We start from the raw sequence: 22,279 nt of genomic DNA on the forward strand, positions 1-22,279 counted from the left end.
TGGTGTTGATGTAACGGCCGTTCCCTGCGTTTCTTACCTGCATTGCGTACCACGTTGTACTGATGCCTGTATTAGTTAGGCCGCCCTAACTAGCAAGGGTCCTGCGGCGCGACAAAGATGAAACTGTTGCGAGAGGAGTCCTGCGAATGAGCATTGTGGACAGTTTCGGTTCAAAAGGCAAACTTAATGTAGCCGGAACCGAATATGAAATTTTCCGGTTGAACTCCGTCGAGGGTGCAGAGAACCTTCCGTTCAGCCTCAAGGTATTGCTTGAAAACCTGTTGAGGACCGAGGACGGTGCCAACATCACGGCCGACCACGTCCGTGCGCTGGCAGGCTGGGATCCCAGCGCCGAGCCCGACACCGAGATCCAGTTCACGCCGGCGCGTGTGATCATGCAGGACTTCACCGGCGTGCCCTGCGTCGTTGACCTCGCCACCATGCGTGAGGCCGTCAAGGAGCTCGGCGGCGACCCGAAGCGGGTCAACCCCTTGGCGCCGGCCGAAATGGTCATTGACCACTCGGTCCAGATTGACGCCTTCGGCAACTCCGGCGCACTGGAGCGCAACATGGAGATCGAATACCAGCGCAACGGTGAGCGTTACCAGTTCCTGCGCTGGGGCCAGACTGCATTTGACGACTTCAAGGTCGTCCCGCCGGGCACCGGCATTGTGCACCAGGTCAACATCGAGTACCTGGCCCGCACCGTTATGACCCGTGAAGTCGACGGCGTTGTCCGCGCTTACCCGGACACCTGCGTCGGCACCGACTCGCACACCACCATGGTCAACGGCCTGGGCGTGCTGGGCTGGGGCGTTGGCGGCATCGAGGCCGAGGCTGCCATGCTCGGCCAGCCCGTGTCCATGCTCATCCCGCGCGTCGTGGGCTTCAAGCTCACCGGCTCCATCCCGGCCGGCGCCACCGCCACCGACGTCGTCCTGACCATCACCGAGCAGCTGCGCAAGCACGGTGTGGTCGGCAAGTTCGTCGAGTTCTACGGTGAAGGCGTCGCGGCTGTGCCGCTGGCCAACCGTGCAACGATCGGCAACATGAGCCCGGAGTTCGGCTCCACCGCCGCGATGTTCCCGATCGACGACGTCACCCTCGACTACCTGCGCCTCACCGGCCGGTCCGACGAGAACGTCGCCCTCGTGGAGTCCTACGCGAAGGAACAGGGCCTCTGGCACGATCCCTCCCGCGAGATCAAGTTCTCCGAGTACCTCGAGCTGGACCTGTCGACGGTTGTTCCGTCGATCTCCGGCCCGAAGCGCCCGCAGGACCGCATCATCCTCACTGAGTCCAAGGCCCAGTTCCGCGAGGACCTGCGCAACTACGTGAAGGAAGACCTGGCCGGCGGAAGCCTGGACGAAGCGATCGACGAAAGCTTCCCGGCTTCGGACTCGCCCTCATTCACCGCCTCAGCGTCGCACCTGAGTGACGTGGCCCCGCACGCGCATGGCCCGAAGTCCAACGGCCGCCCGTCCAACACGGTCAGCGTCAAGACCGCGGACGGACGCGAGTTCGAGCTGGACCACGGCGCAGTGTCGATCGCCTCGATCACCTCCTGCACCAACACGTCCAACCCGTCCGTGATGCTGGCCGCCGCACTGCTGGCCCGCAACGCCGTCGACAAGGGCCTGACGTCCAAGCCGTGGGTCAAGACCTCTGTGGCTCCCGGCTCCAAGGTGGTCACCGACTACTACAACAAGTCGGGCCTGACCCCGTACCTGGAGAAGCTCGGCTTCTACATCGTGGGCTACGGTTGCGCCACCTGCATCGGCAACTCCGGTCCGCTCGACGCCGAGATCTCCGAGGCCATCCAGGCCAACGATCTCTCCGTCACCGCGGTGCTCTCCGGCAACCGCAACTTCGAAGGCCGGATCAACCCGGACGTGAAGATGAACTACCTGGCCTCCCCGCCGCTGGTCATCGCCTACGCCCTTGCCGGCACCATGGACTTCGACTTCGACAACGACGCCCTGGGCCAGGACGAGGCCGGCAACGACGTCTTCCTGAAGGACATCTGGCCGAACCCGGTTGAGGTCCAGCAGGTCATCGATTCCTCGATCGACAAGGAAATGTTTGCCCGCGGCTACGAAGGCGTCTTTGAGGGTGACGATCGCTGGAAGGCGCTCGACACCCCCGCCGGCGACACCTTCGCCTGGGACGAGAAGTCCACGTACGTCCGTAAGCCCCCGTACTTCGAGGGCATGAAGGCCCAGCCGGAGCCGGTCCAGGACATCACCGGTGCGCGCGTGCTGCTCAAGCTCGGCGACTCCGTCACCACGGACCACATCTCCCCGGCCGGTTCCTTCAAGTCGGACACCCCGGCCGGCCAGTACCTGCTGGCCAACGGTGTGGAGCGCAAGGACTTCAACTCCTACGGCTCACGCCGTGGCAACCACGAGGTCATGATCCGCGGCACGTTCGCGAACATCCGCATCAAGAACCAGCTCCTGGACGGCGTGGAGGGCGGCTTCACGCGCGACTTCACCCAGGCCGACGGCCCGCAGGCCTACGTCTACGACGCTGCACAGAACTACCAGGCTGCCGGCACCGCGCTGGTGGTCCTGGCAGGCAAGGAGTACGGCTCGGGTTCGTCCCGTGACTGGGCCGCCAAGGGCACCGCGCTCCTGGGCGTCAAGGCTGTCGTTGCCGAGAGCTACGAGCGCATCCACCGCTCCAACCTGATCGGCATGGGTGTCCTCCCGCTGCAGTACCCGGCCGGCCAGAACGCCGCCAGCCTGGGCCTGACCGGTACGGAAACCTACGCAGTTGAGGGCGTCACCGCCCTGAACGACGGCACCACGCCGAAGACCCTCAAGGTCACGGCCACCGCTGGAGACGGTTCCGTCACGTCCTTCGACGCCGTGCTGCGCATCGATACCCCGGGCGAGGCGGACTACTACCGCAACGGCGGCATCCTGCAGTACGTCCTGCGCCAGATCTCCGCGCACTAGCGGAGCTGCCGGGCACGCTCCGGTAACGCATGCAAAGGCCCCGGCCGGTCACTGACCGGCCGGGGCCTTTGCGTTCCCGGTTTCGGCCGCGGGTGCTGGATCTGGAGCGGGGGAGCGGAGAGCGTGAAGCGTGCAGGGCACCGGTGCTGGCCTCCGGCGCGGCGGCCCGCCCGGAGGCGTTAGAGTTAAAAGGCATGTCTACCACCCGAAGGAGGGGCCGTTGGGAATCTTGGACACCATCCGGAATCCGCAGGACCTGAGTAAGTTGTCCGGGGCGCAGCTGGATCAGCTGGCAGCCGAGGTCAGGGATTTCCTGATCGGCAACGTCTCCCGGACGGGAGGGCACCTGGGCCCGAACCTCGGCGTCGTCGAGCTCACCATCGCGGTGCACCGGATCTTCGATTCCCCCCGCGACAGCATTGTCTTCGACACAGGGCACCAGTCCTACGTGCACAAGCTCCTCACCGGACGGCAGGATTTCAGCACGCTCCGCCAGCAGGGCGGCATGTCCGGCTACCCGGACCGTGGCGAATCCGAGCACGACATCGTCGAAAGCTCGCACGCGTCCTCCTCGCTGTCCTGGGCCGACGGTATCTCGCGCGCCCGGCAGCTGACCGGCGACGGCGACCGCTTCGTCGTCGCGGTGGTGGGCGACGGCGCCCTGACCGGCGGCATGGCCTGGGAGGCGATCAACAACATCGCGGCGGACAAGAAACGCCGTGTCGTGATTGTGGTCAACGACAACGGCCGCTCGTACGCCCCGACGGTCGGCGGGTTCGCCGACTACCTGGCGTCCCTTCGCCCCACCATCGATTCCCTCCGGGCCGCCCCCTCCTATGAAGGCACGCTCGAGTGGTGGAAGCGCAAACTGCAGAAGGGCGGCCCCGCGGGGCAGTTCACGTACAAGAGCCTGCATGCCATGAAGAAGGGCATCAAGGACTGGTGGGCCCCGCAGGGCATGTTCGAGGACCTCGGCATGAAGTACATCGGTCCCGTCGACGGCCACGACCTCCAGGCCTTGGAAAACGCCCTGTCCACCGCCAAGAACTATGCCGGCCCCGTGATCGTGCACGCCATGACGGAAAAGGGCCACGGATACGCCCCGGCCCGCGCCCATGAAGCGGACCAGTTCCATGCCGTGGGGATCATCGATCCGGAGACCGGCGCACCCACCGAAGCCGGTGGCGCGAAGTCCTGGACCGCGGTGTTCGCCGACGAGATCGCCGACATCGCCGACGAGCGCCAGGACATCGTCGGGATTACTGGTGCCATGCTGATTCCGGTCGGGCTGCACAAGTTCGCCGCCCGGCACCCGGAGCGCGTGTTCGACGTCGGCATCGCCGAGCAGCACGCCCTCACCTCGGCTGCCGGCATGGCGTTCGGGGGACTGCACCCGGTGGTCGCGGTCTACGCGACGTTCCTGAACCGCGCCTTCGACCAGCTGCTGATGGATGTCGCCCTGCACAAAGCCGGCGTCACGATCGTGCTGGACCGGGCCGGCGTCACCGGACCCGACGGCGCAAGCCATCACGGCATGTGGGACATGGCCATGGTCCAGATCGTCCCCGGGCTGCACCTCGCCGCGCCGCGCGACGCCACCCGGCTGCGGGAGGAACTGCGCGAGGCTGTGGCCATTGAAGACGCCCCGAGCGTGCTCCGCTACTCCAAGGGCAACGTCGGCCCCGAAGTCGATGCGGTCGAACGCCTGGAGGACGGCGTGGACGTGCTGGCCCGCCGGCCCGCGGGCTCGAGCGAGAACGACGTCCTGATCGTCAGCGTGGGCGCCATGTCAGAACTCGCGCTGGACGTCTCCGGCCGGCTCGGTGCCCAGGGCATCAGCTCCACGGTGGTGGATCCCCGCTGGGTCCTCCCGGTCCGGCAGTCCATCATCGATCTCGCCGCGCGCCACCGCCTGGTCATTTGCATTGAGGACGGTGTGCGGGCCGGCGGCGTCGGCTCCCGGATCCGCCAGGAGATGCGTACCGCGGGCGTGGACACTGCCCTCAACGAGGTCGGCCTGCCGGTCGAGTTCCTCGATCACGGCACGCGCAGCCAGGTGCTCGAACGCGTGGGCTTGACCGCCCAGCAGATCACGCACGACGTCGTCGCCCAGGTCCTGGGCACCAAGGTGCCGTTTGCGCGGCCCTTGCCCGGCCAGGAACACCCCAGCACCGGCAGCATCCCGCAGCTGTAGCCAGCACATCCGTTGAGCACTACCCGTGGGCGCCACTGAATCCGGCGCCGGACGGCCCAGGAAGGAACTGGCATATGAGTGGAATTATCAGAGTTTACAAGCGCGACGAAGAGGGCACCCTGCACTTCAGGGAGGCCTGGTTTGATGAGGACTACAGCCAGTTCGTGATGAACTACGGCGTCGTCGGACACCAGAGCAAGACGGACGAGACGGACGTCGCGGACGCGGAGGCCGCGGAGCGCCTCATGGACGCCTTCGCGGCGCAGTGCGCCGAGGACGGCTACGCCGAAATTCCGGCTGAGGAACAGTCCTGGGTAGTGGCCCAGTACGCGCTCAAAACCAAGGAGGGGACCAGCCGCGACCGGTACCTCGAGGAAAAAGCCAAAGACGCCCTGATCAGCCATCTGGCCTGGCGGGGCCTGGGGATCGTGGACCGCAGCGAATTTTCCGACGCCCGGCTCAACATCTTCTGCCTCACCCCGGACGTGAATAAGACGGTCAACGCCATCAAGGTCTGCGTCCGCGGCGAAGACCTCGACTTCACCAAACTGAGCATTGGCGCTGCGCCGTTTGGCGAGGATACTTTCAAGCTCAAGCACTCGCCGAAGCCGGCAAACGGCTTCACGCTGTAGGCAGCACGGGCAAGGAGCCGGGCACGGCTCACACCAGTTTGGGGGCACGGACTGAAAGGCAACGCAATGACGCGCAAACCCTCGAAACCAGGCTGCACCCCGCTGCCCGCGGGACTCGCGGCGCCGGCGCGAAAGTCGCTCGCGCACGCGGGGGTCGAGACCCTCGAACACCTCGTGCAGCTTGGCCGGCGCCGGCTTGCCGGGATGCCGGGCGTCTGCCCTCGCACCCTCGCGCAGCTCCAGGACGCCATGGACGAGCACGGGCTGAAGCTGCCGGCAGGGTAGCGGGGTCCCGCTTCTCCGCCGCCCGCGGCGGCCTGGCCGGGGCACCCGCCGGGGCGATATAGGCTAAAACCATGACTGAATACCGCCGCGTTGGAAATTCCGGACTGTCCGTCTCTGTCGTGGGACTTGGCTGCAACAACCTGGGCCGGTCCGGGACCGTGACCGAATCGCAGGAAGGCACCGACGCCGTCGTGCATGCGGCGCTCGACGCCGGGATCACCTTCTTTGACGTCGCGGACGCCTACGGCCGCGAGCCCGGCCTCAGCGAGTCAATGCTCGGCAAGGCCCTCGGTTCCCGCCGCGACGATGCGGTCATCGGCACGAAGTTCGGCATGGACATGCGCGGCGCCAACGGCGAGGACTTTGGTGCGCGCGGATCCCGCCGCTACATCATCAAGGCGGCGGAGGCCTCGCTGCGCCGGCTCGGCACGGACTGGATCGACCTCTACCAGTTCCACACCCCGGACCCGCTCACGCCCATCGACGAGACGCTCTCGGCCCTCGACGACCTGGTCACCAGCGGCAAGGTCCGCTACATCGGCCACTCCAACCGGGCCGGCTGGCAGATCGCCGAGGCTGAGTACGTGGCACGCGCCCGCGGGGGAGCCCGCTTCATCTCCAGCCAGAACCACTACAACCTGCTGGACCGGCGCGCCGAACTCGAGGTGACCCCGGCGGCCGAGGCATACGGCCTGGGCGTCCTGCCGTACTTCCCGCTCGCCAACGGCCTGCTGACCGGCAAATACTCCGCCGGCCGGGCCCCCGAGGGAAGCCGGCTCAGCCACACCCGCACCAACCTGGTCCACGACGCCGACTGGGAACAGCTGGGTGCCTTCGGCAAGTTCGCCGCCGACCGCGGGCTCAACGAAGTCCAGGTGGCCTTCTCCTGGCTGGCCGCCCAGCCGTCCGTCAGCAGCGTCATCGCCGGCGCCACCACGCCGGAGCAGGTGCGCCAGAACGCCGCCGCCGTGGCCTGGAAACCCAGCCAGGCCGACCTCGCCGAGCTGGACGACCTCTTCCCGCGCACGCCCAAGGTGGCGCTGTTCTGAACGGTCCAGTTCTGAACGGTCCAGGTCTGAACACTGATCGTATGAACAGTGCTGGTCTGAACAGTGCTGCAAGCGCCCGGGCGGCGGTACCTGCCGTGACGCATTCGATCCTGATGGACGTCGACACCGGGATCGACGACGCCCTGGCCCTGGTCTACCTGCTGTCCCGGCCCGAGGTCCACGTCCAGGCGATCACGTGCACCGCCGGGAACGTCGGGGCCCGTCAGGTGGCGCTGAACAACCTGGCCCTGCTGGAGCTCTGCGGCCGCGAGGGCATCGAGGTGGCCATCGGCGCCGAGGTCCCGCTGGAGATCCCGCTGGTCACCACCGAGGAGACCCACGGGCCGCAGGGCATCGGCTATGCCGAGCTGCCGCCGCCGCGCCAGCAGATCTCGGCGCGGCACGCCGTCGACGTCTGGGTCGAGGAGGTGCGGGCGCACCCGGGGGAGCTCACCGGCCTGATCACCGGACCGCTGACCAACTTCGCCCTGGCCCTGCGCCGGGAACCGGAACTTCCCCGGCTGCTCAAGGGACTTGTGATCATGGGCGGCAGCTTCTACTACCAGGGCAACACCACCCCTACGGCCGAATGGAACACCTCGGTGGATCCGCATGCCGCCAAGGAGGTGTTTGCCGCCTACCGGGGCCTGCCCGAGGACAAACTGCCGATCTTGTGTGCCCTGGAAATGACCGAGCGGATCGAGATGCACCCGGAGCACCTGCGCCGACTTGGCGAGGCCGCCGGTGCACCGGAGCCCGAACTCGTCCTCCCGGAGCAGTCCGAAGGCCAGCGGAGCCAGTCCGGGAACCCCCTTGTCGCTTGCCTGTCCGACGCCCTGCGCTTCTACATGGAATTTCACCGCCTCTATGACCAAGGCTATGTGGCGCACGTGCACGACGCCTTCGCGGCCTGCGCTGCAGCGGGGCGCACACCGTTCGCCACCCGGCTGGCCACGGTCGACGTCGAAACGGATTCGCCCCTGCTGATCGGCACCACGGTGGCCGATTTCCGCGGGCTGTGGGGGTTGGCGCCGAACGTCAGGATCGTCTCTGACAACAACCCCGGGCAGTGCTTCGACGAACTGATTTCCTCGATCGGCGCCCTTGCGCGCGCGGTGGGCCCCCGGGCGCCGGTGGCCTGAAACCGGACAGTACGGCTGGGCCAATGCGGGGAGTGCCCGGACGGGTCTGCAGATCGCTAGAATGGTCGCCGCTCGCTAGGATGGTAGCTGCGCCGAGGTGACATGAGGCGGAACTTGTTGTACCCAGCCAAAGGAACACCCCTCATGTCACAGCCAGCCCTCACCATCATTGCCCCTGGACAGGCGGCCGGCCGCAGGCGCCGCCTGCTCGAAATCGCCGGCGCCGCCGCGATCGCCGCCACCTACATCTTCCTGGTGCTGACCCAGCCCGCTGACATTGCCAACGGCCCGGCCAGCTTCTCGGCCCTCGTTGCCCTCGGCGGCTTCCTGCTCGGCGCTGTGCTGCTGATTGTGGCCGTCCTGCCGGCGCTGCCCACCTCCACCGTGGTCCTCATCCCGGTGGCGCTGGTCCTGAACGTGGTCCTCGGACAGCTGATGGGCAGCACGGGCCTGCCGTTCTACATTGACGCGATCGGCACCGTCCTGATCGCCGTCCTCGCCGGACCCGCAGCGGGTGCCGCCACGGGCGCGCTGAGCAGCATCGTCTGGTCCTTCTTCAACCCCACCGTTCTGCCGTTCGCCGCCGGTGCCGCCCTGATCGGATTCCTCGCCGGCATGGCCGCGCGCGGCGGGCTGTTCCGCCGCTTCTACCTCGCCCCCGTCGCCGGCTTCGTCACCGGCATCCTGGCCGGCGTCGTCTCCGCCCCGATCGCCGCGTTCGTCTTTGGCGGCACGTCAGGGCTGGGTACCGGGGCGATCGTCAGCGCCTTCCGCGCCATGGGGGACACCCTCCTCGCCGCCATCACCAAGCAGGCACTGATTTCCGACCCCATGGACAAGGCGATCGTTTTCACCATCGCGGCGCTGCTCGCCTACGCGCTGCCCCGCCGCGCCACCTTCCAGTTCCCCTTCGTGCGGCGCTACCGGGTACTCGCCGGCAAGGCCCCGGCAGCGCCGGACGCCTGAGCCCCGCTGCGGCTGGGACACCCCGACCCTGCGACACTGCCACAGCGACACTGACCCTGAGACACTGACACAGCGACCATGACACCGCGACTGCACCCCTTCACCGCGCTGACCCTCGCCGTATGCGCCGCCGTCGTCACGACGGCGGCCGCCTATTGGCCGCTGTCTGTCGCCGTGGCCCTCGCCGCGGTGATCCTTGCCGCCCGCCATGGCATTGCGGGGCGCGTCCTGACCGCAGGAGCCGTGATCCTGACGCCTCTGTGCCTGTCCCTGCTGGTGCTGCACGGCCTCTTCTTCCCTGAGGGCCAGACCGTGCTGGCCCAGTGGGGTCCGGCGAGGGTCACGGCCGAGGGTCTGGGCTTCGCGCTGGAGCTGGGAACCCGGACCACGGCCTGCGTGCTGGTATTCCTGCTCTTTTCCTTCACCGTGAGCGTCCCCGACCTCGTCTCCGCCCTCGCCGGGCGCAGGATCCCACCGCAGTTCGGCTTCGTCCTGGCTTCCACGCTCACCCTCCTGCCCGCCGTCGCGGGCCGCCTGGACCGGATCCGGCAGGCCCAGGAAACCCGCGGGATGGTGGTCGGACGCGGCCTGCTGTCCCGCCTCGGCACCCTCCGTCTGCAGATGGTGCCGCTGGTCCTGGCCCTGATTGACGACGCCGGAAGCCGCGCCCAGGCGCTCGACGCCCGCGGCTTCGGCAGCCCGGGGCCCCGGACCAGCTACCGCGAAGTCGCCGACCCGCCCGCCCAGCGGCTATGCCGGGCAGCCGCACTGGTATTCGCGGCGGCCGCCGTCGCCGGGCGGATTGTGGCCTCCTGGCCTGCCGGGGCGGTGTCATGACGGCCACCACCCGCACGGCGCTTCAGATCCGGATCGAGGCGTTCACGTTCCACGGCGATGACACCCCGGTGCTGAGGGATGCCGCACTCTCGGTCACGTCGGGTTCCCTGACCGCCGTCCTGGGCGGGTCCGGGAGCGGAAAATCCACGCTGGGCAAACTGTTGGCCGGCTGGCTCCGGGCCGGTCACGCCGGACAATTCCGCGGCAGCCTGGAGCTTGGCGGCAAGGTGCTGGAATTCCGCGGCGTGCCCGAGGACCCCCGGATCAACCCCGCCGAGTGGTCGCGCCGCGTGGCCTTCGTTCCGCAGGACGCCGCGGCGATGCTCTCCTCGGTGCGCGCCACGGTCGCGGAGGAGCTGGCCTTCGGCCTGGAAAACCGCGCGACGGCCCGGGAGGACATGCTCCGCGCGGTGGAGCGCACCGCCGCCCGCACCGGACTCTCTCACCTGCTGGACCGGGACCCGGCCACGCTCTCCGGCGGGGAGCTGCGCCGGCTCGCCGTGGGCTGCGCCGTCATCACGGAACCGGACGTGCTCATCCTGGACGAGCCGCTGGCATCGCTGGACGCGGCCGGAGCCGCGCAAGTCGAGGCCCTGGTCCGCAGCCTCTGCGGAGCCGGGACCGGCGTCGTCCTCCTGAGCCAGGCAGCCGACGGGCTCGCCGGGGAAGCCACGCACTGGACGATTCTTGACGCTCAGACCGGGCCCGACGGCAGGAGGGTCACCGCTGCCGGGACGGTCACCGCTGCCGGGACGCCGGCGCAGCTGGCGGGCTCGGCCGAACTGGAGCGCGCCGGAGTGATTGGCGTAGGCGGGCCCGGCGGCATTGGGCCGAGCGGTATTGGGTCCGGCGTCCTGGGGGCCAGTGGGTCCGGCGTCGCCGCCGGCGCCCGCCATCCCGGGCCGGTGCCTGCCGCGGCGCCCGGTCCCGGCCCGGCATCGCTGGAACTGCGCGGGGTTGGGTTCGGCTACGCTCGGGACCCGCGTCGGCACGGCACCGGCGCGCAGGACCGGGTCCTCCGGGACGTGGATTTCGCCGTGCGCCCGGGCGAGATCATCGCCGTGACCGGGCTCAACGGCGCCGGCAAGTCGACACTGCTGCGCCACTTCAATGGACTGCTCCGGCCCTCGGCCGGGGACGTGCTGGTCTGCGGGCGCAGCATTGCCGGCGAGCCGGTGGGAAAGGTCGCGGCCTCCGTGGGCCTGTTGTTCCAGCACCCCCGGGACCAGCTTTTCGAACGCACCGTCCTGCGGGAAGCCGCGTTCGGACTCCGGCAACTGTCCGGAAAGGCCGGCGCCGAGGGCAAGGCCCGGGCCGCGCTGGCCGCGGTGGGCCTGTCCGGTACCGAGGAGGCACACCCGGCCGAGCTGTCCGCCTCCCGGCAGCGGCTGCTCGCCCTGGCCACGGTCCTGGCCCGCGAACCGGCGGTGGTGGCCCTGGACGAACCGACCGTCGGGCTGGACCGGCACGGCCTCGAGGCGCTGCAGGGCGCCGTCGACCGCGCCGCCGCGCGGGGCGCCGCCGTCGTCATGGTCACCCACGACCTGGACTACGCACGGAGGAACGCGCACCGCGTCCTGGAACTCAGCGGCGGGAGCCTGCGGGAAATCTGACTGGGGCCGCGGGGTAGGCACGGAAACACCGCAGACATCGAGGCTGCCCACGTCATGGCGCCGCCGGGATGCCCGGCCACTCTCCCGAAAGCAGCGCCGCCGCCCGGACCAAAGTCCGGGCGGCGGCGCCAACAAAAGCGAGCGGTGAAGCCTGGCTTTAGGCCGGCTCTGACGCCACGCCCGGGGCCAGGAACTTCTTGCCGTTGACCCGTTCCGAGGCGCCCACCCGGTCCAGATACGGGGTGATCCCGCCCAGGAACATCGGCCAGCCCGCGCCGAGGATCATGCAGAGGTCAATGTCCTCGGGACCGGCCACAACGCCTTCCTCGAGCATCAGCCCGATTTCCTCCGCCAGGGCGTCCTGCGTCCGGCGCAGCACCCCCTCGCCGGTGGACGGGGTGCTGCCAAAGGACATCAGCGCCAGGGTTTCGGCCGGTATGAACGGCTTGCCGTCCGGGCCCGGCACCGGTGTGCCGTTCTGCACGGCCCAAATGGACGTCACACCGTTGTCGATCAGCACCTGCAGGTTCGCCGAGACCCTGAAGCGGTCCCCGAACGCCGTGTGCAGCGATTCCTGGACATGCTGCGCCACGGGCAGGCCCACCATGGCGCCGAGCACAAAGGGCGTCATGGGCAGGCCCATCGGCCGCAGCGCGTTATCGGCCACGTCGGCGGGGGTGCCCTCGTCGAAGGCCGCGGTGACTTCACCCATGAGGCGCAGCAGGACGCGGTTGACCACAAACGCGGCGGCATCCCTGACCAGCACCGCCGACTTCTTGAGCCCCTTGGCGAGCTCGAACGCGGTGGCCAGCACGGCGTCGTCGGTCTTCGGTGCCCGCACGATCTCCAGCAGCGGCATCACGGCCACCGGATTGAAGAAGTGGAAGCCGACCAGGCGCTCGGGGTGCTCAAGGTCCTCCGCCATCGCGGTGACGGACAGCGAGGACGTGTTGGTCGCGAGGATGCACTCTTCCGAGACGATCGCCTCGACTTCCTTGAAGACCTGCTTCTTGACGTTGAGTTCCTCGAAGACGGCCTCAATGACGAAGTCGGCGTCGGCGAAGGCCTCCTTCGAAACTGATCCCGTGACGAGCGCGCGGGTGCGGTTGGCGGCGTCGGGGCTGATCCGGCCCTTCGCCAGCAGCTTCTCCACCTCGGCGTGGACGTAACCCACGCCCTTGTCCACGCGGGCCTGGTCGATGTCCGTGAGGACCACGGGCACTTTGAGCTGGCGGGCGAAGAGCAGGGCGAGCTGGCTGGCCATCAGGCCGGCACCGACGACGCCGATCTTCGTCACCGGGCGCGCAAGCTTGCGGTCCGGGGCGCCGGCTGGACGCTTGGAGCGGCGCTGCACGAGGTCCAGGAAGGCGTACACCGTGGAGCGGAACTCGTCGGTCTGCATGAGGTCGGCGAGCGTCTCGCATTCGAGCTCAGCGGACTGCGCCTGGGTCAGGGTGCGGTTGGCCTCCATGACGTCCAGGACCTTGGCGGGCGCCGGGGAAGCGTTGGAGGTCTTGGCCTCCACGAAGGCGCGGCCCTTGGCGACGGCGGCCGCCCAGCGGGCGGCGACCTCCGGAGCGGACGGGTCCACGGCGTTCGCCCGCTCCGGCGCCACGGCACCGGCAATGACTTTCGCGGCCCACGCCAGGGACTGTTCCACGAAGTCGGCCGGCTCGAACATCGCGTCCGCCATGCCCAGCTGGTAGGCCTGCGGCCCGGTGAGCGTGCGGTTGTTGCTCAGCGGGTTTTCGATCATGACCTTGAGGGCGTTCTCCGGCCCGATCAGCCGCGGCAGGATGTGGACCCCGCCCCAGCCAGGGATGAGTCCGATGAACGCCTCGGGAAGGGCCAGAGCGCCGGCGCCGGTAGAGACCGTGCGGTAGGTGGACTGCAGCGCGATCTCCAGGCCGCCGCCCAGGGCCAGTCCGTTGATGAATGCGAAGCTCGGCACGCCGAGGTTCGCGAGGGTGGCGTAGACGTCGTGGCCGAGCTGGGCCATCCACAGGCCCTGTTCGCGTCCGCTGACGGACTTGACCGTGGAGAGGTCGGCGCCGGCCACGAGGAAGTACGGCTTGCCGGTGACGCCGACGCCGGCAATCTCGCCCCGGGCGGCGCGTTCCTTCAGTCCTTCCAGGACCGTGCCGAGTTCGATCAGGGTGTTGGGTCCGAGGGTGGTGGGCTTGGAGTGGTCCAGGCCGTTGTCGAGGGTGACCAGCGCGAAGATGCCGGGGCTTTTGCCGTCAGTCGTCTCCCCACCGTCGACGGGCGGCAGTTCGATGTCCTGGACGTAGGAGTGGGTGACCGTCTCGTGCGGGAAGAGGTCTGCAAGCTTGCGGAAGTCAGCGGCGCTCATGCTGTGGCTCCAGTCTCGGTGGTCGTGGTCTCTGCGTGCTGTGCTGCGGTGCCGTGTGTTTCAGTGCTGTGTGTTTCGGTGCCGTAATCCGCGTGATGCGGGTTCTCCCAGATTACGGTGGCGCCCATGCCCAGGCCGATGCACATCGTGGTCATGCCAAAGCGGGCCGAGGGGTCCTCCTCGAACTGCCGGGCCAGCTGGTTCATCAGCCTGACCCCCGAGGACGCCAGCGGGTGCCCGACGGCGATCGCGCCGCCATAGCGGTTGACGCGGGGGTCGTCGTCGGCGATCCCGAAATGGTCCAGGAAGCTCAGGACCTGGACGGCGAAGGCCTCATTGATTTCGAAGAGCCCGATGTCCCCGATGCCGAGTCCGGCGTTCTTGAGTGCCTTCTCGGTGGCCGGGACCGGGCCGATGCCCATGACCTCGGGTTCGACGCCGGCGAAGGCATAGCTCACCAGGCGCATCCTGACCGGCAGCCCGAGTTCCTCGGCGGCATCGGCGGAGGCCAGCAGGGCTGCGGTGGCGCCGTCGTTCAGGCCCGCGGCGTTGCCCGCCGTGACCCGGCCGTGGGCGCGGAACGGCGTCCTAAGCGTGGACAGGTCCCCGAGCGAGGTCCCGGGGCGCGGGGGTTCGTCCACGGTGTTGACGGTCCAGCCCTGGCCCGGCTTCATCGTGGCGACGGGTACGAGGTCGGGCTGGATCTGGCCGTTGGCGTAGGCTGCGGCGAGCTTGTCCTGCGAGGCGACGGCGTAGGCGTCGGTGCGGTCCTTGGTGATGGCCGGGAAACGGTCGTGCAGGTTCTCGGCCGTGTTGCCCATGTTCAGCGCGGCCGGGTCCACGATCCGTTCGGACATGAAGCGCGGGTTGGGGTCGGCGCCGGCGCCCATCGGGTGGTTGCCCATGTGTTCCACGCCGCCGGCGATCACGACGTCGTACGCGCCGAAGCCGATGCCGCTCGCCGTCGTGGTGACGGCGGTCATGGCGCCGGCGCACATGCGGTCGATCGCGAAGCCGGGCACGGTGCGGGGGAGTCCGGCCAGCAGGGCGGCGGTGCGGCCGATGGTCAGACCCTGGTCGCCCGTCTGGGTGGTGGCGGCGATCGCGACCTCGTCGACCCGGTCCGCCGGAAGCGAAGGGTTGCGGCGCATCAGTTCGCGGATGCACTTGACCACGAGGTCGTCGGCGCGGGTGCCCGCGTAGATGCCCTTGTCGCCGGCGCGGCCGAACGGGGTGCGGACGCCGTCGACAAAGACGACGTCGCGCACGGTCCTGTTTCTTCCGCTGCTCGGGTTTGCGCTGCTGGGTTTTCCGCTGGTGCGGGCTTGGCTCACGGCGTACTCCTCATTGAGACATGGTGCCGGAACCGTGCCTGTGGCAGGGGTTGCCACAGGCAGGAGGGTTCCGAGCGACATCATGCATTATGTTACTCGCCAGTAACATAGCTGGCAAGGAGGAGATGAGCGGCCCCGGAAGGAGCCGCTAGACCGTGGAACCCGACGGCGCCTCCGCGGCGGCCTTGGGTTCCTTTGCGGGCAGCGGCTCGGGGTGCAGGAAGGCCTCGGCAATGAGCGGAGCCGTGATTTCGATCTGCCACTGGCGCGCCCCGAGGTTCGCCAGTTCCTCGGCCACGCCTTCCTCGCTGCATTCTGCCGGTGGACGCCAGGCGACCCGCCGAAGATAGTCCGGGGTCAGCAGGTTCTCCACCGGCAGGTTCAGTTCCTCGGCCCTGGCCTGGAGTTTTGGACGGGCGGTGGCGAGCCTGGCGGCCGCCTCCGGGTCCCGGTCCGCCCAGACGCGCGGGGGCGGGGGAGCGTTGGTGGGCAGGTGCAGCGGCGGCAGGTCCTCCAGGGCCCGGGCCACGCCGATGCAGCGCAGCCAGCGGGGGGCTTCCCGCTGTGCGGCGCGGCCGTGGAAGCCCTTGGTGCCCAGGAGCTGGGGAACCGTGGAGGGCATCGCTTTGGCCGCGGCGACGAGCGCGGAGTCCGGGATCAGCCGGCCGGGGGCGACGTCACGTTTCTGGGCCAGGGAATCGCGTTCCAGCCACAGCTCCCGGACTGCGGCCAGTTGGCGTCGGTCCCGGATCTGGTGCAGCCCGGACGTCTTGCGCCACGGATCAACGCGCGGCGGGGCCTGTCCGGCTTCGAGGATGGCGGCGAATTCCTGCTCGGCGTATTCCAGCTTCTCGTCCGCCACGAGCAGCTCAATCAGTTCCTCGCGCAGCTCGGTCAGGACTTCGACGTCGAGCGCGGCGTAGCGCAGCCACGGTTCCGGCAGGGGGCGGGTGGACCAGTCGGCGGCGGAGTGTTCCTTCGCCAGGCCGAAGCCCAGGAGCTGTTCGATCACGGCGGCGAGGCCCACCCGGGGCAGCCCGGCCAGGCGGGCGGCGAGCTCGGTGTCGAAGAGTTTGTCCGGCCACATGCCGAGTTCGGACAGGCAGGGCAGGTCCTGGCTGGCGGCGTGCAGGATCCATTCGACGCCGCGCAAAGCGTCATTGATGATGCTGAGGTCCCCGAAAGGTTCGGGATCGATCAGCCAGGTTCCGGAGCCTTCGCGCCGGATCTGGACCAGGAAGGCGCGCTGGCCGTAGCGGAACCCCGAGGCGCGCTCCGCGTCCACGCCCGCAGGGCCGTGGCCGGCGGCGAGGGCCGCGGCGCAGCGTTCGAGTCCGGACTGGGTTTCAATGACCAGCGGCACGCCGTCGCGGGGAATGTCGAGGTCGATCACTTCAGGGACCAGGCTGTCGAAGCCTTCCACGGTGATGTGGGCTGTGGTGTCAGCAGCCTCGGCCGTAGTGCGACTGGCGCCGGCCGTGCTGATTTCCGGATTCTGAGGGGTCATGGTCTCTACAGTTTACCGACAACATGGCGTATAGGGCCGTGACCGCGGCCGAACAGGGGCCTCATGCGTGTCCGCGGGGGCGGCGGGGAAGGGCCGTGACGCCCTCGGGCAGGGGCGGCAGCCCGGCGAAGGTGCAGACCATGTCCGACCACGCCTCCAGGTGCGAGGTGATGTCCGGGGTGGCCGGGGTCCAGGAGGCCCGGAGCTCAATGTCGATTGAATTCGGCCGGTCCGACAACGTTCCAAAGCTCTCCGAAAGCACCCGGGTGGCGGTGCCGCCGGCGGAGCGGTAGGGGGCCTGATGGTTCTCCAGCGCTTCGACCAGCCAGGTCCACGCCACGGACCCCAGGAGTTCGTCGTTGCCCATCTCGGGTTCCAGCTGGGCGCGGATGTAGGTGACGATCCGGAATTCCCCGTCCCATACGGCAGAGCCGTCGGGATCGTGGAGCAGAATGAAGCGGCCAGTGGCCAGCTCGACGTCGTCGCTGCCGGACGCCCGTGCCAGGGCCGCGGCGGCCGGGCCGTGGACCGGTCCGCCGGCGGGGGAGTCGCCCGGGCCGATCACTTCCGCGCCCAGGGCCACCGCGAACGGTGCCAGCCGGGACGGGGCCGGAATTTCGTCCAGGTGCAGCTCGCTGCGGCACCGTGCCTGCCGAAGGGTCCCCAGGGCGAAGAGGAAATCTGCCGGAACCTGATCGAGGGAGCTCACCTTGGAAGGTTATGCAACGGCCGGAGCCCTGCCCGGCAGGCTCGCCGCCGGGCAGGGGAAGCGTTGCACGGCTCAGGCAGCGGCGAGCTCGCGCTTGATGGCCGCAATGAAGGAATCAACGTCATCCTCGGTGGTGTCGAAGGAGCACATCCAGCGGACCTCGCGGGCCGCCTCGTTCCAGTCGTAGAAGCGGAAGGACTTGCGCAGCCGGTCCGCGACACCGGCAGGCAGGACGGCGAAGACGCCGTTGGACTCGGTCTTCTGCGTCAGTTCGACGCCGGGGATCGCCTCGACGCCGGCGCGCAGCCGGGCGGCCATGGCGTTGGCGTGCGAGGCCGAGCGCAGCCACAGCTCACCCTCGAGGAGGGCAATGAACTGGGCGGACATAAACCGCATCTTGGAGGCCAGCTGCATGTTCATCTTGCGCAGGTAGACCAGGCCGTGTGCGGCCTCCGGGTTCAGGGCGACCACAACCTCGCCGAACAGCAGGCCGTTCTTCGTGCCGCCGAAGGAGAGGATGTCCACGCCGGCGTCACGGGTAAAGGCCCGCAGCGGGACGCCCAGGTGGGCGGCGGCGTTGGCCAGCCGGGCACCGTCCATATGCAGCTTCATGCCCTTTGCGTGGACATGCTCAGCGATGGCCCGGACCTCGTCCGGGGTGTAGCAGGTGCCAAGCTCGGTGGTCTGGGTGATGGACACGGCCAGCGGCTGGGCGCGGTGCTCATCGCCCCAGCCCCAGGCTTCCTGGTCGATCAGTGCGGGGGTGAGCTTGCCGTCGGTGGTGGGGACCTGCAGCAGCTTGATGCCGCCGATCCGCTCCGGTGCACCGTTTTCGTCCATGTTGATGTGGGCGGTGGAAGCGCAAATGACCGCACCCCAGCGCGGAAGCAGCGACTGCAGGGACAGGACGTTGGCTCCGGTGCCGTTGAACACCGGGAAGCACTCGATGCCTTCGCCGAAGTGCTCTTCCATCAGCTGCTGCAGGCGCGCGGTGTAATCGTCCTCGCCGTAGGAGACCTGGTGGCCTTCGTTGGCGGCGGCCAGGGCCGCAAGAACTTCCGGGTGCACGCCGGAATAGTTGTCCGAGGCGAAACCGCGGACGGAGGGATCGTGGAGCCGCACCGCAGTGCCGGCAGGGACAGTTTCAACTGTGCTGGTCATCGTTTTGCTCACGCTTTCAGTCTAAGAGGTCGGGCCCCCCGGGCTAAGCCCGGGGCCCTGGATCGGGGCCCAGACCCTGTGCCACAGACGCTGGGGTCCAGGATCAGGGCCGCGGAATCAGGGATGTTCAGCGGCTGAGCAGCAGCCGCTGGCCGTTCAGGTCGCCGGCAGGAGCGTTGAAGAGTCCCGCTGCGGCAGCCGCCAGGTCAGCCACGTCCGTGAAGCCCGGGAATTTGCGGTCCGGGGCCTTGGCCCGCATTTGCGCGTCAACGAGGGCTTTCACCACGAAGATGACGGCGGCGCTCCGCAGCGCGGCGCTGTCCTGCCCGGGAGTGCCTGTGCTGGTGGCATTGCCCGCGGCGTGGACCCGGCGGAAGCCGTCAGCGACCGCCAGCGTCCAGGACTCGGCGGCCGCCTTGGCCGCGGCGTAGCTCGCCCCCGCCGCCGTCGGGGCGCTTACCGCCGTGGAGGACACCATGGCGAAGCGTCCTGCCTCAGAGGCGGCGAGGTCGTCGAAGAAGACGCGCGTAACGTTCCGCAGGGTCGTGACGGCGTTGCGCTCCAGGAAGTCCCAGTCGTCGTCGCTCTGGTCGGTGATGCCTTTCGCGCCGCGCCAGCCGCCCACCAGGTGGATAACGCCGTCGACGCGTCCGGCCAGGCCGGCAATGCTTTCCCGCAGGGCACGGACGTCGGCCAGGCTGGCGAGGTCGCAGGCGAGCGGCGTGACGCCGTCGCCGGCCTCGGCGGCGGCTGCCTCGATGCGCGCGGCATCCGATCCGACCGTGAAGACCCTGTGGCCGGCGCCGCGCAGGGCGCGGGCCGTCGCGATTCCCGACGGCCCGCTGCCCCCCGTGACCAGCACGTTCAAAGTGCGTCCGGCACTCATCCGGCGTTCAGGGCCTGGGTGCCGCCGGACTCTGATCCCGTGTCAGTGCCGGTATCTGTGCTGATGTCTGACGACCCGGTGATGCCGGCAGTGGATTCGATGACGGGCCGCATCTTCTTCTCCAGCGCCTCGTAGAACATGGAGAGCGGGAACTCGTCGTCGAGGACCTGGTCCGTGAGGCCGCGGGGCGGACCGTCCAGGGGGAGGGCGTCGGGACCCTTGGCCCAGACCGAGGCCGGGTTGGGCGTGACCGTGCCGGAGATGAGCTCGTAGGCGGCGAGCCAGTGGGCCATCTTGGGGCGGTCGATCGAGCGCCAGTACAGTTCCTCGATCTTCGCGCCGAGTTCAACCACGACGTCGGCAGCCTCGTCCCAGTCGATGCTGAGTTTGCTGTCGGTCCAGTGCAGGACGTGGTGCTGGTGCATCCAGGCGAAGAGCAGCTGGCCGCCAAGGCCGTCGTAGTTCCGTACGCGCGTGCCGGTGATGGCGAAGCGGAAGATGCGGTCGAAGATCACGGCGTACTGGACCAGCTTGGCGTGCCGGCGGGCCTCCGGGTCAGCGTCCTCGTCCTTCTCGATCTTCACGGATTCGCGGAAGGCGGTGAGGTCGCAGCGCAGTTCCTCCAGTGAGTAGAGGAAGAACGGCATGCGCTGCTTGATCATGAACGGGTCGAAGGGCAGGTCGCCGCGCATGTGGGTGCGGTCGTGGATCAGGTCCCACATGACAAAGGTTTCCTGCGTCAGCTGCTGGTCCTCCGGGAGCCCGGCGGCGTCCTCGGGCAGCTGCAGGGAGGTGATCTCGGCGGCGGCGCGCAGGACGCGGCGGAAGCGTGCGGCCTCGCGGTCGGCGAAGATCGCGCCCCACGTAAACGTCGGGGTCTCGCGGACCGCGACGGTCTCGGGGAACAGGACTGCGGAGTTGGTGTCGTAGCCCGCGGTGAAGTCGAGGAACCGGATCGGGACGAAGAGCTTGTTGGAGTATTCGCCGGCTTCCAGGCCGCCGATGAATTCCGGCCAGATGACCTCGATCAGCACGGCCTCGACGAGGCGGCTGCTGCTGCCGTTCTGGGTGTACATCGGGAACACGACCAGGTGCTGGAGTCCGTTGACCCGGTGCTGCTGCGGCTGGAACGCCTGCAGGGAATCCAGGAAGTCCGGGACCCCAAAGCCGCCATCGGCCCAGCGGTCAAAGTCGGTGACCAGCAGTTCCAGGTAGTTCGCGTCGTGCGGGAAGGACGGGGCCAGGGCCGCGACCGCCGCGGTGATGGTTGCGACGTGGCCGGCCGCGGCTTCGTGGGCTTCGGCATCCGGCACGGATCCGTCCTGGACCTGGAGGGCGCGCAGGGCGGTGGCGGCAGCCTTGAGCCGCAGCCATTCCTGGTTGCCGGCGGTGATCGGGGCGGGGGCGGTAAGAGCGGTCGTGGTCATCGTCGACGGTCGCCTTTCTGTTTGCTGTGGAGCGTGTCGCTGGATCTAAATCGAGCGTAGCAAGCAAGCAGAGACTCTAATGCAAAATTGCCTCGAGCATAAGAAAGTCTGTGGCAAGTGATTCTGAAAAGCCGTTCCAGCGGAAGGAGAGGCAGGGCTGCGGGCTACTGCCCGGCGTCGTCCGCGGGAACCAGCTTCAAGGAAACCGAGTTGATGCAGAAGCGCTGGTCCGTGGGGGTGCCGTAGCCCTCGCCGTCGAACACGTGCCCCAGGTGGGAATCGCAGGTGCTGCAGCGGACTTCCACCCGGTCCATGCCCATGGTGCGGTCATGGATGTAGCGAACGGTGCCCTCGGCGAGCGGCGCCCAGAAGGACGGCCAGCCGCAGTGCGAGTCGAACTTTTCGTTGCTGGTGAAGAGTTCGGTGCCGCAGGCCCTGCATTTGTAGACACCGCGGGTGTGGGTGTCCCAGTATTCGCCGGTGTACGGCCGCTCGGTGCCTGCCTGGCGGAGCACGCGGTACTCCTCGGGCGTCAGTTCCTCGCGCCACTGGGCGTCCGTCTTTTCGACGGGCGTTCCGGTCGGAGTCTGGTCAAGGGCCGTGGCGGCGGGGTCGGCTGTGGGGTCGGTGGCGGGCACTGCCGAGGGCATGGATTTAGGCCTGTTAAAGATACTCATAGCCTCAATAACGCTCAGGAGTCCCCGATAAATCCCGAACCGGCGTAAAGATGCAGGACGGGCAGCCCCAGCTTGTCCTGTGCCTTGGTGGCCCAGTCGGTGTGGAACGTGTCGGCCACGGCGTGCGGGCGGGTGATGACCACAGCCTGTCCGGCGCTGAGTTCCTTGACCTTGGCAACCAGGCCGTCAACGGCCTTGCCCTCGACGACTTCGCCCGAGACGCCGCCGCCCAGACCGGCCAGCGCGGCCAGCGAGGCGGCCAGGGTGTCGGCTGCTTCGGCCCGCTCCTCGGCGGGATCCGAGTGTGCCGTCAGTTCACGGAAGGCCTTGGCGATTTCAAGCATGGAAAGGTTTTCCAGGAAATCCACCACCAGGTGCCGCTCGGTGTTGGCCGGCACCAGGATCAGCAGGGGCGCATCACCGCCGGCAATCAGGGTTTCAATATTGACGCGGTCATCCGCACCGAGGGGCTCTTCTGTCAAAATGACGATTGGATCACTCATGACCCCAGCCTAGTCGCGCTCGTGTTGACCTGCATCGTTGTGTC

At 68.4% G+C, this 22,279-nt stretch carries 18 protein-coding genes; 9 read left to right on the top strand and 9 right to left on the bottom strand.

All coding sequences use genetic code 11. The features are described from left to right. Nucleotides 1–146 precede the first annotated feature (146 nt). From AC1DKN_RS05240 to AC1DKN_RS05280, 9 genes are all read left to right on the top strand, one after another. Complete coding sequence (locus AC1DKN_RS05240) at nucleotides 147–2,960, top strand: aconitate hydratase (RefSeq protein ID WP_476860242.1); 2,814 nt, start codon at nucleotides 147–149, stop codon at nucleotides 2,958–2,960. 220 nt (nucleotides 2,961–3,180) lie between these two features. After that, nucleotides 3,181–5,154, top strand: coding sequence for a 1-deoxy-D-xylulose-5-phosphate synthase (dxs, locus tag AC1DKN_RS05245; RefSeq protein ID WP_476860243.1), 1,974 nt, complete (start codon nucleotides 3,181–3,183; stop codon nucleotides 5,152–5,154). Between the two features lie 74 nt (nucleotides 5,155–5,228). Then, nucleotides 5,229–5,786 carry a hypothetical protein gene (locus AC1DKN_RS05250; protein WP_476857154.1) on the top strand — a complete coding sequence of 186 codons (558 nt, stop codon included), beginning with the start codon at nucleotides 5,229–5,231 and terminating at the stop codon, nucleotides 5,784–5,786. Between the two features lie 66 nt (nucleotides 5,787–5,852). Beyond that, complete coding sequence (locus tag AC1DKN_RS05255; RefSeq protein ID WP_026537002.1) at nucleotides 5,853–6,071, top strand: helix-hairpin-helix domain-containing protein; 219 nt, start codon at nucleotides 5,853–5,855, stop codon at nucleotides 6,069–6,071. Between the two features lie 71 nt (nucleotides 6,072–6,142). Next, nucleotides 6,143–7,120, top strand: coding sequence for an aldo/keto reductase (locus AC1DKN_RS05260; protein ID WP_476851494.1), 978 nt, complete (start codon nucleotides 6,143–6,145; stop codon nucleotides 7,118–7,120). Nucleotides 7,121–7,233: 113 nt separating this feature from the next. Then, on the top strand, nucleotides 7,234–8,262 hold the full coding sequence (locus AC1DKN_RS05265; RefSeq protein ID WP_230009738.1) for a nucleoside hydrolase: 1,029 nt from the start codon (nucleotides 7,234–7,236) through the stop codon (nucleotides 8,260–8,262). Between the two features lie 144 nt (nucleotides 8,263–8,406). Next, entirely contained in the window at nucleotides 8,407–9,228 is an 822-nt protein-coding gene (locus AC1DKN_RS05270; RefSeq protein WP_476851495.1) for an ECF transporter S component, read from the top strand. A 78-nt stretch (nucleotides 9,229–9,306) separates the two neighbouring features. Then, the gene (locus AC1DKN_RS05275; protein ID WP_476851496.1) at nucleotides 9,307–10,065 is read left to right on the top strand and encodes an energy-coupling factor transporter transmembrane component T; all 759 of its coding nucleotides are present in this window, start codon (nucleotides 9,307–9,309) and stop codon (nucleotides 10,063–10,065) included. Continuing rightward, entirely contained in the window at nucleotides 10,062–11,678 is a 1,617-nt protein-coding gene (locus tag AC1DKN_RS05280; protein ID WP_476870614.1) for an ABC transporter ATP-binding protein, read from the top strand. The genes AC1DKN_RS05275 and AC1DKN_RS05280 overlap by 4 nt, the downstream gene beginning before the upstream one ends. A gap of 157 nt (nucleotides 11,679–11,835) precedes the next feature. Here the strand turns inward: AC1DKN_RS05280 and AC1DKN_RS05285 are convergent, their stop codons facing one another. The 9 genes from AC1DKN_RS05285 to AC1DKN_RS05325 form a co-directional block, all read right to left on the bottom strand. Further along, nucleotides 11,836–14,031, bottom strand: coding sequence for a 3-hydroxyacyl-CoA dehydrogenase NAD-binding domain-containing protein (locus AC1DKN_RS05285; RefSeq protein WP_476870615.1), 2,196 nt, complete (start codon nucleotides 14,029–14,031; stop codon nucleotides 11,836–11,838). Further along, nucleotides 14,028–15,365 carry a thiolase family protein gene (locus AC1DKN_RS05290; RefSeq protein ID WP_476870616.1) on the bottom strand — a complete coding sequence of 446 codons (1,338 nt, stop codon included), beginning with the start codon at nucleotides 15,363–15,365 and terminating at the stop codon, nucleotides 14,028–14,030. Before AC1DKN_RS05290 ends, AC1DKN_RS05285 begins: the two co-directional genes overlap by 4 nt. A 148-nt stretch (nucleotides 15,366–15,513) precedes the next feature. Beyond that, complete coding sequence (locus AC1DKN_RS05295) at nucleotides 15,514–16,872, bottom strand: HRDC domain-containing protein (protein WP_243179289.1); 1,359 nt, start codon at nucleotides 16,870–16,872, stop codon at nucleotides 15,514–15,516. Between the two features lie 61 nt (nucleotides 16,873–16,933). Beyond that, a complete protein-coding gene (locus tag AC1DKN_RS05300) occupies nucleotides 16,934–17,581 on the bottom strand; it encodes a DUF3000 domain-containing protein (protein WP_018772438.1) in 648 nt (215 codons plus the stop codon). Nucleotides 17,582–17,653: 72 nt separating this feature from the next. Next, entirely contained in the window at nucleotides 17,654–18,742 is a 1,089-nt protein-coding gene (locus tag AC1DKN_RS05305; RefSeq protein WP_028277018.1) for a threonine aldolase family protein, read from the bottom strand. 127 nt (nucleotides 18,743–18,869) lie between these two features. Beyond that, nucleotides 18,870–19,628: an SDR family oxidoreductase gene (locus AC1DKN_RS05310; protein WP_476870617.1), complete on the bottom strand. Its 759-nt coding sequence runs from the start codon at nucleotides 19,626–19,628 to the stop codon at nucleotides 18,870–18,872. Further along, entirely contained in the window at nucleotides 19,625–21,055 is a 1,431-nt protein-coding gene (locus tag AC1DKN_RS05315) for a DUF6421 family protein (RefSeq protein WP_476870618.1), read from the bottom strand. The genes AC1DKN_RS05310 and AC1DKN_RS05315 overlap by 4 nt, the downstream gene beginning before the upstream one ends. Nucleotides 21,056–21,219: 164 nt before the next feature. Next, the gene (gene msrB, locus AC1DKN_RS05320) at nucleotides 21,220–21,732 is read right to left on the bottom strand and encodes a peptide-methionine (R)-S-oxide reductase MsrB (RefSeq protein WP_476870619.1); all 513 of its coding nucleotides are present in this window, start codon (nucleotides 21,730–21,732) and stop codon (nucleotides 21,220–21,222) included. Between the two features lie 14 nt (nucleotides 21,733–21,746). Next, entirely contained in the window at nucleotides 21,747–22,235 is a 489-nt protein-coding gene (locus AC1DKN_RS05325; RefSeq protein ID WP_230007972.1) for a hypothetical protein, read from the bottom strand. Nucleotides 22,236–22,279: the final 44 nt, after the last annotated feature.

It is taken from the genome of Arthrobacter sp. 01N444, assembly GCF_056399305.1.